This window comes from Kitasatospora sp. NPDC001540, from assembly GCF_042894345.1.
In the GTDB taxonomy this organism is placed as follows: domain Bacteria; phylum Actinomycetota; class Actinomycetes; order Streptomycetales; family Streptomycetaceae; genus Kitasatospora; species Kitasatospora phosalacinea_C.
Window position 1 is genome coordinate 46,161 of sequence record NZ_JBIAVO010000027.1, and the last position, 14,312, is coordinate 60,472.

Annotated in this window: 19 protein-coding genes; all 19 read left to right on the plus strand. The window is 69.6% G+C overall.

The window, feature by feature from the left end; genetic code table 11:
• The first annotated feature begins 3 nt into the window (after window positions 1-3).
• Window positions 4-387 carry a 50S ribosomal protein L18 gene (rplR, locus tag ACFY00_RS27140; protein WP_014136272.1) on the plus strand — a complete coding sequence of 128 codons (384 nt, stop codon included), beginning with the start codon at window positions 4-6 and terminating at the stop codon, window positions 385-387.
• 48 nt (window positions 388-435) lie between these two features.
• Window positions 436-1,056: a 30S ribosomal protein S5 gene (rpsE, locus tag ACFY00_RS27145; RefSeq protein ID WP_014136271.1), complete on the plus strand. Its 621-nt coding sequence runs from the start codon at window positions 436-438 to the stop codon at window positions 1,054-1,056.
• The gene (rpmD, locus tag ACFY00_RS27150) at window positions 1,056-1,238 is read left to right on the plus strand and encodes a 50S ribosomal protein L30 (RefSeq protein ID WP_014136270.1); all 183 of its coding nucleotides are present in this window, start codon (window positions 1,056-1,058) and stop codon (window positions 1,236-1,238) included. Before rpsE ends, rpmD begins: the two co-directional genes overlap by 1 nt.
• Window positions 1,239-1,240: 2 nt before the next feature.
• Complete coding sequence (rplO, locus tag ACFY00_RS27155; protein ID WP_388034155.1) at window positions 1,241-1,693, plus strand: 50S ribosomal protein L15; 453 nt, start codon at window positions 1,241-1,243, stop codon at window positions 1,691-1,693.
• Window positions 1,694-1,953: 260 nt separating this feature from the next.
• Window positions 1,954-3,261, plus strand: a complete 1,308-nt coding sequence (gene secY / locus ACFY00_RS27160; protein WP_388034156.1) for a preprotein translocase subunit SecY — start codon at window positions 1,954-1,956, stop codon at window positions 3,259-3,261.
• Window positions 3,261-3,920, plus strand: a complete 660-nt coding sequence (locus tag ACFY00_RS27165) for an adenylate kinase (protein WP_388034157.1) — start codon at window positions 3,261-3,263, stop codon at window positions 3,918-3,920. The genes secY and ACFY00_RS27165 overlap by 1 nt, the downstream gene beginning before the upstream one ends.
• Window positions 3,921-4,034: 114 nt before the next feature.
• The gene (gene map, locus ACFY00_RS27170) at window positions 4,035-4,871 is read left to right on the plus strand and encodes a type I methionyl aminopeptidase (protein WP_285737077.1); all 837 of its coding nucleotides are present in this window, start codon (window positions 4,035-4,037) and stop codon (window positions 4,869-4,871) included.
• Between the two features lie 118 nt (window positions 4,872-4,989).
• On the plus strand, window positions 4,990-5,424 hold the full coding sequence (gene mscL / locus ACFY00_RS27175) for a large conductance mechanosensitive channel protein MscL (RefSeq protein ID WP_388034158.1): 435 nt from the start codon (window positions 4,990-4,992) through the stop codon (window positions 5,422-5,424).
• A 187-nt stretch (window positions 5,425-5,611) separates the two neighbouring features.
• Window positions 5,612-5,833 (plus strand): translation initiation factor IF-1, encoded by a 222-nt coding sequence (gene infA / locus ACFY00_RS27180; RefSeq protein WP_003956442.1) that lies wholly within the window; start codon window positions 5,612-5,614, stop codon window positions 5,831-5,833.
• Between the two features lie 34 nt (window positions 5,834-5,867).
• Window positions 5,868-5,981 carry a 50S ribosomal protein L36 gene (gene rpmJ / locus ACFY00_RS27185; protein WP_003956441.1) on the plus strand — a complete coding sequence of 38 codons (114 nt, stop codon included), beginning with the start codon at window positions 5,868-5,870 and terminating at the stop codon, window positions 5,979-5,981.
• A 177-nt stretch (window positions 5,982-6,158) separates the two neighbouring features.
• Window positions 6,159-6,539: a 30S ribosomal protein S13 gene (gene rpsM, locus ACFY00_RS27190; protein WP_033250918.1), complete on the plus strand. Its 381-nt coding sequence runs from the start codon at window positions 6,159-6,161 to the stop codon at window positions 6,537-6,539.
• A gap of 73 nt (window positions 6,540-6,612) precedes the next feature.
• Entirely contained in the window at window positions 6,613-7,020 is a 408-nt protein-coding gene (gene rpsK, locus ACFY00_RS27195; RefSeq protein ID WP_014136257.1) for a 30S ribosomal protein S11, read from the plus strand.
• A 133-nt stretch (window positions 7,021-7,153) separates the two neighbouring features.
• Window positions 7,154-8,176 carry a DNA-directed RNA polymerase subunit alpha gene (locus tag ACFY00_RS27200; protein ID WP_030457404.1) on the plus strand — a complete coding sequence of 341 codons (1,023 nt, stop codon included), beginning with the start codon at window positions 7,154-7,156 and terminating at the stop codon, window positions 8,174-8,176.
• A 128-nt stretch (window positions 8,177-8,304) separates the two neighbouring features.
• Entirely contained in the window at window positions 8,305-8,805 is a 501-nt protein-coding gene (gene rplQ / locus ACFY00_RS27205; protein ID WP_388034159.1) for a 50S ribosomal protein L17, read from the plus strand.
• A 102-nt stretch (window positions 8,806-8,907) separates the two neighbouring features.
• Window positions 8,908-9,840: a tRNA pseudouridine(38-40) synthase TruA gene (gene truA / locus ACFY00_RS27210; protein ID WP_388034201.1), complete on the plus strand. Its 933-nt coding sequence runs from the start codon at window positions 8,908-8,910 to the stop codon at window positions 9,838-9,840.
• A gap of 42 nt (window positions 9,841-9,882) precedes the next feature.
• On the plus strand, window positions 9,883-11,541 hold the full coding sequence (locus tag ACFY00_RS27215; protein ID WP_388034160.1) for an ABC-F family ATP-binding cassette domain-containing protein: 1,659 nt from the start codon (window positions 9,883-9,885) through the stop codon (window positions 11,539-11,541).
• A 237-nt stretch (window positions 11,542-11,778) separates the two neighbouring features.
• Window positions 11,779-12,222: a 50S ribosomal protein L13 gene (gene rplM / locus ACFY00_RS27220; RefSeq protein WP_014136251.1), complete on the plus strand. Its 444-nt coding sequence runs from the start codon at window positions 11,779-11,781 to the stop codon at window positions 12,220-12,222.
• A gap of 47 nt (window positions 12,223-12,269) precedes the next feature.
• Window positions 12,270-12,776: a 30S ribosomal protein S9 gene (gene rpsI / locus ACFY00_RS27225; protein WP_176188487.1), complete on the plus strand. Its 507-nt coding sequence runs from the start codon at window positions 12,270-12,272 to the stop codon at window positions 12,774-12,776.
• A 137-nt stretch (window positions 12,777-12,913) separates the two neighbouring features.
• Window positions 12,914-14,278, plus strand: a complete 1,365-nt coding sequence (gene glmM, locus ACFY00_RS27230; protein ID WP_388034161.1) for a phosphoglucosamine mutase — start codon at window positions 12,914-12,916, stop codon at window positions 14,276-14,278.
• The last annotated feature ends 34 nt before the right edge of the window (window positions 14,279-14,312 follow it).

Consider the following 14,312-nt stretch of genomic DNA (forward strand, 5'->3'; position numbering starts at 1 on the left):
GCGATGAGCGTCTCTGTCAAGATCGGCAAGGGCAACGCCTACAAGAACGCCGCCCGCAAGCGCCGTGCCATTCGCGTTCGCAAGCGCGTCGTCGGCACCGAGGTGCGTCCGCGCCTCGTCGTGACGCGTTCGAACCGCCACATGGTCGCCCAGGTCATCGACGACGCCAAGGGTCACACCCTGGCGTCGGCGTCCACCCTCGACGTGTCCATCAAGGGCACCGAGGGCGACAAGACCGAGCTGGCCAAGAAGGTCGGAAGCCTGGTCGCCGAGCGCGCCAAGGCCGCCGGCGTCGAGTCGGTCGTCTTCGACCGCGCGGGCAACCGGTACGCCGGCCGCATCGCCGCCCTGGCGGACGCGGCCCGCGAGTCCGGGCTCGACTTCTAAGCCGCTCGTCGACTCTGTCGGCGGACGTAAACGAGAGAGGTAATTCCAATGGCTGGACCCCAGCGCCGCGGTAGCGGCGCCGGCGGCGGCACCGGTGGCGAGCGGCGCGACCGCAAGCGGGACGACCGGGGCGGCGCCCCCGTCGCCGAGAAGACCGCTTACGTCGAGCGCGTCGTCGCGATCAACCGTGTCGCCAAGGTTGTCAAGGGTGGTCGTCGTTTCAGCTTCACCGCGCTGGTCGTGGTGGGCGACGGTGACGGCACCGTGGGTGTCGGTTACGGCAAGGCGAAGGAGGTTCCGGCCGCCATCGCCAAGGGCGTTGAGGAGGCCAAGAAGAACTTCTTCAAGGTCCCCCGTATCCAGGGCACCATCCCGCACCCCATCCAGGGCGAGAAGGCCGCCGGCGTCGTGCTGCTGAAGCCGGCGTCCCCCGGTACCGGTGTCATCGCCGGTGGCCCGGTGCGTGCCGTCCTGGAGTGCGCCGGCGTTCACGACATCCTGTCGAAGTCGCTCGGCTCGGACAACGCGATCAACATCGTGCACGCCACGGTGGCCGCTCTGAAGGGCCTCGTGCGCCCCGAGGAGATCGCCGCCCGTCGTGGCCTGCCCCTGGAGGACGTGGCCCCGGCCGCGCTGCTCCGGGCCCGTGCGGCTGGGGTGAGCGCCTGATGGCTCGCCTGAAGGTCACCCAGACCAAGTCGTACATCGGTAGCAAGCAGAACCACCGTGACACCCTCCGTTCGCTCGGCCTCAAGCGGCTGAACGACACCGTGGTGAAGGAGGACCGCCCGGAGATCCGCGGCATGGTCCACACCGTTCGCCACCTCGTCACGGTCGAGGAGGTGGACTGATCATGACGGACTCGCCGATCAAGCTCCACAACCTGAAGCCCGCCCCGGGTGCCAAGAAGGACAAGATCCGTGTTGGTCGCGGTGAGGGCTCCAAGGGCAAGACTGCAGGTCGTGGTACCAAGGGCACCAAGGCCCGCTACCAGGTTCCGCAGCGCTTCGAGGGTGGCCAGATGCCCCTCCACATGCGCCTGCCGAAGCTGAAGGGCTTCAAGAACCCGGCCCACAAGCAGTTCCAGGTCGTGAACCTGGACCGCCTGGCCGAGCTCTACCCGAACGGTGGCGAGGTCACCGTGGCCGACCTGATCGCGAAGGGCGCCGTTCGCAAGAACGAGCTCGTCAAGGTCCTCGGCCAGGGCGACATCGCGGTGGCGCTGCAGGTGACGGTCGACGCCGTCTCCGGCTCCGCCGCCGAGAAGATCAACGCGGCCGGCGGTTCGGTCACCGAACTGCTCTGACGCCGTCGATCCGACGCACGGACAGACACCGGGCCCCGGCCCCCTCTTGCGAAAGAGGGGCCGGGGCCCGGTGCCGTTGCGGCCCCTTGCACACGGATGATTTGTGTGTCAAACCCGGGCAAGCCGTACCCCGTGAGTGGGGGAGCGGCTGCACGCGCTTCTGTCCGGGACCCGGGCACTGTTAGAGTCCGTGAAGTTCCCTTTCCCCACATCAGGACCGACCCTTCCGCCGACGACGCGCGGGAGGCGCAGGAGGCACCGTGCTCAGTGCGTTCGCGCGGGCGTTCCAGACGCCCGACCTGCGCAAGAAGCTGCTGTTCACGCTGGGCATCATGGTGCTGTTCCGGCTGGGCGCCCACATTCCGATGCCCGGGATCAACTTCCAGGCCGTCCACGAGTGCGTGAAGCAGCAAAGCGATGGACTGTTCGGTCTGGTCAACCTGTTCAGCGGCAACGCGCTGCTGCAGCTGACCATCTTCGCGCTCGGCATCATGCCGTACATCACGGCGAGCATCATCCTGCAGCTCCTCACCGTGGTCATCCCGCGGCTGGAGGCCCTGAAGAAGGAGGGGCAGGCCGGAACCGCGAAGATCACGCAGTACACCCGCTACCTGACCATCGCCCTCGCCGTGCTGCAGGGCACCGGCATCCTGGCGACCGCGTCCAGCGGCGCGCTGTTCTCCGGCTGCCCGCAGGGCAACAACATCGTGCCGGACCAGTCGGTCTTCCGGATCGCCACCATGGTCATCATCATGACCGCGGGCACCACGGTGATCATGTGGCTGGGTGAGCTCATCACCGACCGCGGCATCGGCAACGGCATGTCCATCCTGATCTTCACCTCCATCGCGGCCGGCTTCCCGGGCTCGATGTGGTCGATCAAGAAGACCGGCAGCCTGCTGGGCGGTTGGGGCGAGTTCGCCTCCGTCATCGCGGTCGGCATCATCGTGGTCTGCCTGGTCATCTTCGTCGAGCAGGCCCAGCGCCGGATCCCGGTGCAGTACGCGAAGCGCATGGTCGGGCGCCGTTCCTTCGGCGGCACCTCGACCTACATCCCGCTGAAGGTCAACCAGGCGGGCGTGATCCCGGTCATCTTCGCCTCCTCGCTGCTGTACATCCCCGCGCTGGTGGTGCAGCTGACCAACTCGCAGGCGGACTGGGCGATCTGGATCAAGAACCACTTCGTCAAGGGTGACCACCCGGTCTACATGGCCACCTACTTCGTGCTGATCGTCTTCTTCGCCTTCTTCTACGTCGCGATCTCCTTCAACCCCGAAGAAGTTGCCGACAACATGAAGAAGTATGGTGGGTTCATCCCGGGCATCCGGGCCGGCCGACCGACGGCCGAGTACCTGAACTACGTGCTCACCCGCATCACGTGGCCGGGTTCCCTCTACCTGGGCCTCATCGCGTTGATCCCGATGGTCGCCCTGGTCGCCTTCGGACAGCAGACCAACTTCCCGTTCGGCGGCACCTCCGTGCTCATCGTCGTCGGCGTCGGACTCGAAACTGTGAAGCAGATCGAGAGCCAACTCCAGCAGCGCAATTACGAAGGGTTCCTCCGCTGATGCGAATCGTCCTCGTCGGACCCCCCGGGGCCGGGAAGGGTACTCAGGCGCACGTTCTGGCCAAGACCCTGTCCATTCCCCACATCTCCACCGGTGACCTGTTCCGCGCCAACATCAGCCAGGGCACCCCGCTGGGTGTCGAGGCGAAGTCCTACATGGACGCCGGGCGCCTGGTGCCCGACGAGGTCACCATCGGGATGGCCAAGGACCGGATGCTCCAGCCGGACGCCGCGAACGGCTTCCTGCTGGACGGCTTCCCGCGGAACCTCGGCCAGGCCGAGGCGCTGGACGCCATCCTGGCCGAGAACGGCATCGCGCTGGACGGGGTGCTGGACCTGGAGGTCCCCGAGGACGAGGTCGTCAAGCGGATCGCCGGTCGCCGGCTGTGCCGCAACGACGGCTCCCACGTGTTCCACGTGGTGTACAACCCGCCGAAGACCGAGGGCGTCTGCGACGAGTGCGGTGGCGAGCTGTACCAGCGCTCGGACGACACCGAGGAGGCCGTGCGGGTCCGGCTGGAGGAGTACCACTCCAAGACCGAGCCGATCATCGGCTACTACCAGGAGCAGGGCCTGCTGGTCACCATCTCCGCCCTCGGCAAGGTGGACGAGGTGACCGAGCGCGCGGTCGCCGCCCTGGAGAAGAACAAGAACGCCTGACGCCACGACGCGTCGCGAGACGGCCGGGTCGCCCCGAAGCGGGCGGCCCGGCCGTCTCGTGCGTCGTACGGTGGAGGGCAGTCCGAGATACAGAACGTGGAAGGCGTTGACCAGATGGTGGAGATCAAGACCCCCGAGCAGATCGCCAAGATGCGGGCGGCCGGGCTGGTCGTCGCCGAGGCGCTGAAGGCCTGCCGCGAGGCGGTCGCCCCGGGGGTGACCACCGGGGAGCTGAACGACATCGCCGACGCGGTCATCGCCAAGCACGGCGCCACCTCCAACTTCCGCGCCGACCACGGCGGCCTGTGGTTCCCGGGCGTGATCTGCGCCTCGGTGAACGAGGAGGTCGTGCACGGCATCCCCGGCGAGCGGGTGCTGAGGGCGGGCGACCTGATCTCGATCGACTGCGGGGCGATCCTGGACGGCTGGCACGGCGACGCGGCGATCACCGTCGCGGTCGGCGAGACCGCCGCCGAGAACGTGATGCTGTCGAAGGTCACCGAGGGCTCGATGTGGGCGGGCATCGCCCAGATGAAGAAGGGCAACCGGCTGGTCGACGTCTCCCGGGCGATCGAGGGCTTCATCCGCCGCCAGCCGCTGCCGCCGAAGGGCAAGTGGGGCATCACCGAGGGCTACGGCGGCCACGGCATCGGCACCGCGATGCACATGGAGCCGCACGTGCTGAACTACGTGGCGGGCCGCGGCAAGGGCATGAAGCTCGTCCCGGGCACCGTGCTGGCCATCGAGCCGATGGTCTCGCTCGGCACCCCGCACACCGAGGTGCTGGCGGACGACTGGACGGTCGTCACCACCGACGGGACGTGGGCCTCGCACTGGGAGCACTCGGTGGCCGTCACCGAGCAGGGTCCGCTGGTGCTGACCGCCTTCGACGGCGGCCGGGCCGAGCTCGCCAAGCTGGGCGTCACCGCGGCGCCGGACCCGCTGGGCTGAGCCCGGCGAGCTGAGTCGCTTCTCTCACCGGGGCGGGATCGGGGCCCGGGGGTTTGGTCCTCCGGGCCCCGTGTCCTATTTTCATCAGCTGATACCTGCAGCTATCCAGGGAGAGACAGTGCTCAAGGGTTTCCGCGACTTCATGATGCGCGGCAACGTCATCGACATGGCCGTCGGTGTGGTCATCGGTGCCGCCTTCACCGGCGTGGTCACCGGCTTCGTCACCGCCTTCCTGACCCCGGTGCTGGGCGTGGTGGTCGGCGCGGCGGGCGACTTCAGCGCCTACAAGTTCACGGTGGCGGACGTCACCTTCCCGTACGGCCAGTTCCTGAACGTGCTGATCGCGTTCGTGCTGACCGCCGCGGTGCTGTACTTCTGCGTGGTGCTGCCGGTCTCCAAGGCCACCGCCCGCTACCTGCCGAAGAAGCCCTCGGTGCCCAAGCGCCCCTGCCCGGAGTGCCTGACCGAGATCCCCGAGGCCGCCCGCCGCTGCTCGGCCTGCACGGCCGTGGTGCAGCCGGTCGTCCCGGTCCAGGTCGCCGTCAAGCGCTGAGCGGCGGCGCCGGGCGGCGCTGATTTCGCTCCGGTGCGGTGCTTGGTTTACGATGGTGCGTCGGCTCTCTCGTAGCGTGTTCGCGCACGCCCTCGGCCCAGGGGCAACCCCGGACCGAGGTGAAGCCTGGTTCGCACGAGCGTTCCGCATACGGTAGCCGGACCCCGAAGGGTGGATCTCGCAGTTCATGGCTAAGAAGCAAGGCGCCATTGAGATCGAGGGCACCGTGATCGAGTCTCTTCCGAACGCGATGTTCAAGGTCGAGCTGCAGAACGGTCACAAGGTCCTCGCGCACATCAGCGGCAAGATGCGCATGCACTACATCCGCATCCTCCCGGATGACCGGGTCGTGGTGGAGCTCAGCCCCTACGACCTGACCCGCGGCCGGATCGTCTACCGCTACAAGTAACAACGCCAGATCTAGACCCCGGAGAACCTGAGTCATGAAGGTCAAGCCGAGCGTCAAGAAGATCTGCGACAAGTGCAAGGTGATCCGCCGCCACGGCCGGGTCATGGTGATCTGCGACAACCTGCGCCACAAGCAGCGCCAGGGCTGATCTCCCCCCCGCATTTCTCGTAGGACCTTCGCGCGACGCGCACCAACGTCATAAGCGGGCCGCCCGATCCGTCCGGCAGGACGGACTGCCACCCCCGGTCAGAGGCCGGGGCTCCCTGTCGAGAGACAGCGAGTAGGCGGCGCGTCAGACCTCTGAAAAGAACCACAGGAGCCTTGAATGGCACGCCTTTCCGGCGTTGATCTCCCCCGCGAGAAGCGGATCGAGATCGCCCTCACCTACGTGTACGGCATCGGCAAGACCCGCGCCCAGCAGGCCCTCGCCGAGACCGGCGTGAGCGGTGACATCCGCGTGCGCGACATCAGCGAGGACGACCTCGTCAAGCTGCAGAAGTTCGTCGACGCGAACTTCGAGGTCGAGGGTGACCTCCGCCGCCAGGTCGCCGCCGACATCCGCCGCAAGGTCGAGATCGGCTGCTACGAGGGCCTGCGCCACCGCCGTGGCCTGCCCGTCCGTGGCCAGCGCACCCACACCAACGCGCGTACCCGCAAGGGCCCGCGTCGCGCGATCGCCGGCAAGAAGAAGCCGGGCAAGAAGTAGTCCGTCCCGTCAACCGGACATCCCTCCGGCCCGCGGGTTAGCGGACCGACCACCTCAGTAGGAGAACAGACTTATGCCCCCCAAGGGTCGTCAGGCTGCCGGCGCGAAGAAGATCCGCCGCAAGGAGAAGAAGAACGTCGCTCACGGGCACGCCCACATCAAGAGCACGTTCAACAACACCATCGTTTCGATCACCGACCCCTCGGGCAACGTGATCTCCTGGGCCTCGGCCGGCCACGTGGGCTTCAAGGGCTCGCGCAAGTCCACCCCGTTCGCCGCGCAGATGGCCGCCGAGGCCGCTGCCCGCCGCGCGCAGGAGCACGGCATGCGCAAGGTCGACGTCTTCGTCAAGGGCCCGGGCTCCGGCCGCGAGACCGCGATCCGCTCGCTCCAGGCCACCGGCCTGGAGGTGGGCTCGATCCAGGACGTCACCCCCACCCCGCACAACGGCTGCCGTCCGCCGAAGCGCCGCCGCGTCTGACGCGACGCCTGGGGTCACCAGGCGATCGGTGTTTTAAACCTCGTACGGGCTCCCGTTTGTCGCGGGAGCCCGTACGCTTGAGTTCTGTCGGCATCAAATAGTGGGTGCCGAAGACAACTGGAGGATCCAGAACATGCTGATCGCTCAGCGTCCTTCGCTGACCGAAGAGGTCGTCGACGAGTTCCGCTCGCGGTTCGTGATCGAGCCGCTGGAGCCGGGCTTCGGCTACACCCTCGGCAACTCGCTCCGCCGCACGCTCCTCTCCTCGATCCCGGGTGCCGCCGTCACCAGCATCCGGATCGACGGCGTCCTGCACGAGTTCACCACCGTGCCGGGCGTCAAGGAGGACGTCACCGACCTCATCCTGAACATCAAGCAGCTGGTCGTCTCCTCGGAGCACGACGAGCCGGTCGTGATGTACCTGCGCAAGCAGGGTCCGGGTGTGGTCACCGCCGCCGACATCGCGCCCCCGGCCGGTGTCGAGGTGCACAACCCCGAGCTGGTCCTCGCCACGCTGAACGGCAAGGGCAAGCTGGAGATGGAGCTGACCGTCGAGCGCGGTCGCGGCTACGTCTCCGCCGTGCAGAACAAGGCCTCGGGCCAGGAGATCGGCCGCATCCCGGTCGACTCCATCTACAGCCCGGTGCTCAAGGTCACCTACAAGGTCGAGGCGACCCGTGTCGAGCAGCGCACCGACTTCGACAAGCTGATCGTCGACGTCGAGACCAAGCCGGCCATGCGTCCGCGCGACGCGATGGCCTCGGCGGGCAAGACCCTGGTCGAGCTGTTCGGCCTGGCCCGCGAGCTGAACGTCGACGCCGAGGGCATCGACATGGGCCCGTCCCCGACGGACGCCGCCCTGGCCGCGGACCTGGCGCTGCCGATCGAGGAGCTGGAACTCACCGTCCGCTCCTACAACTGCCTCAAGCGCGAGGGCATCCACACCGTGGGTGAGCTCGTCGCCCGCTCGGAGGCCGACCTGCTCGACATCCGCAACTTCGGTGCGAAGTCGATCGACGAGGTCAAGGCGAAGCTGGCCGGCATGGGCCTGGCCCTCAAGGACAGCCCGCCCGGGTTCGACCCGACCGCCGCCGCCGACGCCTTCGGCGCCGACGACCTGGACGACCAGGGCTACGCGGAGACCGAGCAGTACTGAGTTTCGACACCGGGGGCGGCCCTTCGCCGGGCCGCCTCCGGTGGCGTGAGAAGTCGTGCGGACGCGGTGTCCGCACGCCCGCTGCGGTACCTGGTACGGCCGCAGTCGGAGATCCGAGGAGCTAAACCATGCCCCGTCCCACCAAGGGTGCCCGTCTCGGCGGCGGCCCGTCCCACGAGCCGCTGCTGCTGGCCGGCCTGGCCCGCGAGCTGTTCCAGTACGGCCGCATCACCACCACCGAGGCCAAGGCCCGCCGCCTGCGCCCGCTGGCGGAGAAGCTGATCACCAAGGCGAAGAAGGGCGACATCCACAACCGTCGCCTGGTGCGCAAGACCATCACCGACGTGTCGGTGCTGCACACCCTCTTCACCGAGATCGCCCCGCGGTTCGAGAACCGCCCCGGCGGTTACACCCGCATCACCAAGATCGGCTCCCGTCGTGGCGACAACGCCCCGATGGCCGTGATCGAGCTGGTCGAGGGCGAGATCGCCACCAAGGCGACCGTCGCCGAGGCCGAGGCCGCCACCAAGCGCTCCGTCAAGGAGGCCGAGACCAAGGCCGCCGAGACCAAGGCCGCCGAGGCCGAGGAGACCAAGGCCGACGAGGCCGCCGAGACCACCGAGGCCTGAGCCTCCGCGTAGGTCTTCGTCCGGGCCCGTTCTCCCGCTCGTCGGGGGAGCGGGCCCGTTCGCATCCCGGCTACGGCACAGGACAGGGGAGTGGGAGTGGGAGTGGTGAACGACTGCGCGGAGCTGCCGCCGGTGAAGGACGGCCCGGCGGACGGGCACACCCGGATCCGGCTGGACCTCGCCTACCACGGCGCGGAGTTCTCCGGTTGGGCCCGGCAGCGCGAACGGCGCACCGTACAGGGCGAGTTGGAGGAAGCGCTGCGGGTCGTGCTGCGCAGCGAGGAGAACTTCCCGCTGACCGTCGCGGGCCGCACCGACGCCGGGGTGCACGCCCGCGGCCAGGTCGCCCACGTCGACCTGCCGGACGCGCTGTGGGCCCAGCACGGCGCGAAGCTGCTGCGCAGGCTGGCCGGGCGGCTGCCCGCCGACGTCCGGGTGTACCGGGTCTCCGAGGCGCCGCACGGCTTCGACGCCCGGTTCGCCGCGATCTGGCGCCGCTACGCGTACCGGGTGGCCGACCACCCGGGCGGGGTGGACCCGCTGCTGCGCGGGCACGTGCTGTGGCACGACCGGCCGCTGGACCTGGAGAAGATGAACGAGGCGGCGGCGCTGCTGGTCGGCGAGCACGACTTCGCGGCGTACTGCAAGAAGCGCGAGGGCGCCACCACCATCCGCACCCTGCTGGAGCTGTACTGGGAGCGGGTGCCGATCGACCCGTACGCGGCCCAGGAGGGCTCGCTGGCGGTGGCCACGGTGCGGGCGGACGCGTTCTGCCACAACATGGTGCGCTCGCTGGTCGGGGCGATGCTGCTGGTCGGCGACGGGCACCGGCCGGTGGAGTTCCCGGGCGAGGTGCTGGCGGGCGGGGTGCGGAACTCGGCGGTCAACGTGATCCGGCCGCACGGGCTGACCCTGGAGGAGGTCGGCTACCCGGCCGACGAGCTGCTCGCCGAGCGGAACCGGATCTCGCGGCGGCTGCGGACGCTGCCGGTCGCGGTCGGGGGCGCGACCGCCGGGGGAGCGGCGAGCGGGTAATCCGTTTTGTCGCGGGGTGGGGGCTTGGCACAATTCCGTCGCATGGGACACGTCGAGATTTCGCACCTGGAGTACTACCTGCCGGACGGGCGGGTGCTGTTCGACGACGCGTCCTTCCGGGTCGGCGAGGGCGCGGCCGTCGCGCTGGTCGGCGCGAACGGCGCGGGCAAGACCACGCTGCTGCGGATGATCGCGGGCGACGTCCAGCCGCACGGCGGCTCGGTGACGGTCTCCGGCGGGCTGGGCGTGATGCGCCAGTTCGTCGGCACCACCGGCCGGGAGAGCACCGAGGAGGCTCCGGGCGCGCTGCCCGCCGACGCCTCGGTGCGCGACCTGCTGGTCTCCGTCGCCCCGAAGCGGATCGCCGACGCGGCCCGCGCGGTGGACGCCGCGGAGCTGGCGATGATCGCCCAGGACGACGAGAAGTCGCAGATGGCCTACGCCCAGGCGCTGTCCGACTGGTCGGACGCCGGCGGCTACGAGTACGAGGCCGACTGGGACGTCTGCACCACGGCCGCGCTCGGGATGCCGTTCGAGCGGGCCCAGTGGCGCGGCCTGAACACGCTCTCCGGCGGCGAGCAGAAGCGGCTGGTGCTGGAGGCGCTGCTGCGCGGCCCGGACGAGGTGCTGCTGCTGGACGAGCCGGACAACTACCTGGACGTCCCGGGCAAGCGCTGGCTGGAGGAGGCCATCCGGGCCACCGGCAAGACGGTGCTGTACATCTCGCACGACCGCGAGCTGCTCTCCCGCACGGCCGAGAAGATCATCGCGGTGGAGTCCGGCGCGACCGGCTCCAGCGTCTGGGTGCACGGCGGCGGTTTCGACACCTTCCACGAGGCCCGCAAGGCCCGCTTCGAGCGCTTCGAGGAGCTGCGCCGCCGCTGGGACGAGGAACACGCCAAGCTGAAGAAGCTGGTGGTCACCCTCCGGCAGGCGGCCGCGGTCAGCCACGAGATGGCCTCCCGGTACGCCGCGGCGCAGACCCGGCTGAGGAAGTTCGAGGACGCCGGCCCGCCCGAGGCGCCGCCGCGCGAGCAGTCGATCACCATGCGGCTCAAGGGCGGCCGCACCGGCGTGCGGGCCTTCACCATGCAGGGCCTGGAGCTGACCGGCCTGATGAAGCCCTTCGACCTGGAGGTCTTCTACGGCGAGCGGGTCGCGGTGCTGGGCTCCAACGGCTCCGGCAAGTCGCACTTCCTGCGGCTGCTGGCCGGGGACGGGTCGGTGCGGCACGGCGGCAGCTGGAAGCTCGGCGCCCGGGTGGTGCCGGGCCACTTCCGGCAGACCCACGCCCATCCGGAGCTGCTCGGCCGCACGGTGCGCTCGATCGTCGAGGAGGAGCACGCGCTCTCCCGCGGCGCGGCGATGTCCGCGCTGCGCCGCTACGAGCTGGACCGGCAGGAGGAGCAGAAGTTCGAGTCGCTGTCCGGCGGGCAGCAGGCCCGGCTGATGATCCTCAAGCTGGAGCTGTCCGGCTCGACGGCGCTGCTGCTGGACGAGCCGACCGACAACCTGGACCTGGAGAGCGCCGAGGCGCTGCAGCAGGGCCTGGAGGCCTTCGACGGCACCGTGCTGTGCGTCACCCACGACCGCTGGTTCGCCCGGAGCTTCGACCGCTTCCTGGTGTTCGGCTCGGACGGCCGGGTCTACGAGGCCCCGGAGCCGGTCTGGGACGAGACCCGGGTCGTCCGCGACCGCTGACCCGCCCGTCCGGTGCCCCCGCCGCCGGGCCGGTTTGGAATCCGCGCCACCTGCCCGGTATCGTTGGCCGCTGTTGTGCGTATTGGCTCGCTCTATCTCACGTGAGAGGTCGGTACGCCGGAGACGACAGGCCGAACTCCAGCGGCTGCCCGAATTGCGTCCGGGCAGGTCGGCTGGAGGCCCCGGGCCTTGGTGCTCCTGTCAGGACACACTCACTGAAAAGCGAAGGCTACGACCGTGCGTACGTACAGCCCCAAGCCCGGCGACGTCCAGCGTCAGTGGCACGTCATCGACGCGACCGACGTCGTGCTCGGCCGCCTGGCCTCCCAGGCCGCCAACCTCCTGCGGGGCAAGCACAAGGCGATCTACGCGCCGCACGTTGACACTGGTGACTTCGTCATCATCATCAACGCCGACAAGGTGCACCTCTCGGGCAACAAGAAGACCCAGAAGCTGGCCTACCGCCACAGCGGCTTCCCGGGCGGTCTCCGCTCGGTCCGCTACGACGACCTGCTCGCGAACAACCCGGAGAAGGCCGTCGAGAAGGCCATCAAGGGCATGGTTCCGAAGAACAGCCTGGGCCGTCAGATGCTCTCGAAGCTGAAGGTCTACTCGGGCGACCAGCACCCGCACGCTGCGCAGCAGCCGGTGCCGTTCGAGATCACCCAGGTCGCGCAGTAATTCCGGCCACCCGCACCCCAACTGACGTAGAAGAGCTGAGGAACACCGTGGCCGAGACTGCCATCGAGAGCACCCTCGAGGTCGACTTCGACGACGAGAACGTCGACGAGTACACCACCGAGACCGAGTACACCACCGAGTCGCTGGCCGGCCGCTTCGGCGAGGCCGTCCCCGGCGCCGGCCTCGGCCGTCGCAAGGAGGCGATCGCCCGCGTGCGCATCGTCCCCGGCACCGGCCAGTGGAAGATCAACGGTCGCACCCTGGAGAACTACTTCCCCAACAAGGTGCACCAGCAGACCGTGAACGAGCCCTTCAAGCTCCTCGAGCTGGACGGCCGTTACGACGTCATCGCCCGCATCGCCGGCGGCGGCGTCTCCGGCCAGGCCTACGCGCTGCGCCTCGGCGTGGCCCGTGCGCTGAACGAGGCGGACGTGGACAACAACCGCGGCCCGCTCAAGAAGGCCGGCTTCCTGACCCGTGACGCCCGCGCCGTCGAGCGCAAGAAGGCCGGTCTCAAGAAGGCCCGCAAGGCGCCGCAGTACAGCAAGCGCTAATCGCACCCTTCATGCGATCCTCGCCCCGGAGCACTCCTGTGCTCCGGGGCGTCGTGCCTCCCGGACCGGTGCGGGGTCCGCGGGGGCGGCACCACACGAGCCCACCACAGGCGCGACAGGACGGGACGAACGCGAACATGGCACGACTCTTCGGTACGGACGGGGTGCGCGGGGTGGCCAACGAGGGCCTGACCGCCGAACTGGCGCTCGGGCTGTCGGTGGCCGCCGCGCATGTGCTCGGGGACGCCAACGCGTTCGAGGGGCACCGGCCGGTGGCCGTGGTCGGCCGCGACCCCCGGGCGTCCGGAGAGTTCCTGGAGGCCGCGGTGATCGCGGGCCTGGCCAGCGCGGGCGTCGACGTGCTGCGGGTCGGCGTGCTGCCCACCCCCGCGGTGGCGTACCTGACCGGCGCGCTGGGCGCGGACTTCGGCGTGATGCTGTCCGCCAGCCACAACGCGATGCCCGACAACGGCATCAAGTTCCTCGCCCGCGGCGGCCACAAGCTGGACGACGCGCTGGAGGACGCCATCGAGGCGCACTACCGCCGCTACGGCGCCGGCGACGAGAGCTGGAAGCGCCCCACCGGCGCGGCGGTCGGCCGGGTGCGCCAGTACAACGAGGGCTTCGACCGGTACGTGGCGCACCTGGTCGCGGTGCTGCCGAACCGGCTCGACGGGGTGAAGGTCGTCATCGACGGCGCGCACGGCGCGGCCGCCCGGGTCGCCCCGGAGGCGTTCGCCCGGGCCGGGGCCGAGGTGGTGTACACCCTGGGCACCGAGCCGACCGGCCTGAACATCAACGACGGCGTCGGCTCCACCCACCTGGACAAGCTGCGCGCCGCGATGAAGGAGCACAAGGCCGACCTGGGCATCGCCCTGGACGGCGACGCCGACCGCTGCCTGGCCGCCGACGCGGAGGGCAACGAGGTCGACGGCGACCAGATCATCGCGATCCTGGCGGTCGCCATGAAGGAGGCCGGCACGCTGCGCCGCAACACCGCCGTCGTCACCGTGATGTCGAACCTGGGCTTCACCCTGGCGATGGAGCGCGAGGGCGTCGAACTGGTGCGGACCGCGGTCGGCGACCGGTACGTGCTGGAGGAGATGAAGCGGCACGGCTACGCGCTGGGCGGCGAGCAGTCCGGGCACGTCATCCTGCTGGACCACGCCACCACCGGCGACGGCACCCTGACCGGTCTGATGCTGGCCGCCCGGCTGGCCGCGACCAAACAGCCGCTGGCGGACCTGGCCGCGGTGATGACCCGGCTGCCGCAGGTCATGATCAACGTCAAGGACGTGGACAAGAACCGGGTCGAGTCCTGCGTCGAGCTGCAGGCCGCGGTCGCCGCGGCGGAGGCCGAGCTCGGCAGCACCGGCCGGGTGCTGCTGCGCAAGTCCGGCACCGAGCCGCTGGTGCGGGTGATGGTCGAGGCGGTCGGCCACGAGCAGGCGCAGGACGTCTGCCAGCGGCTCGCCGACGCGGTGCGGCTGCACCTGGGCTGAGGGCCGGCCCTGACGCGCCCTCGGGTGGCGGCGC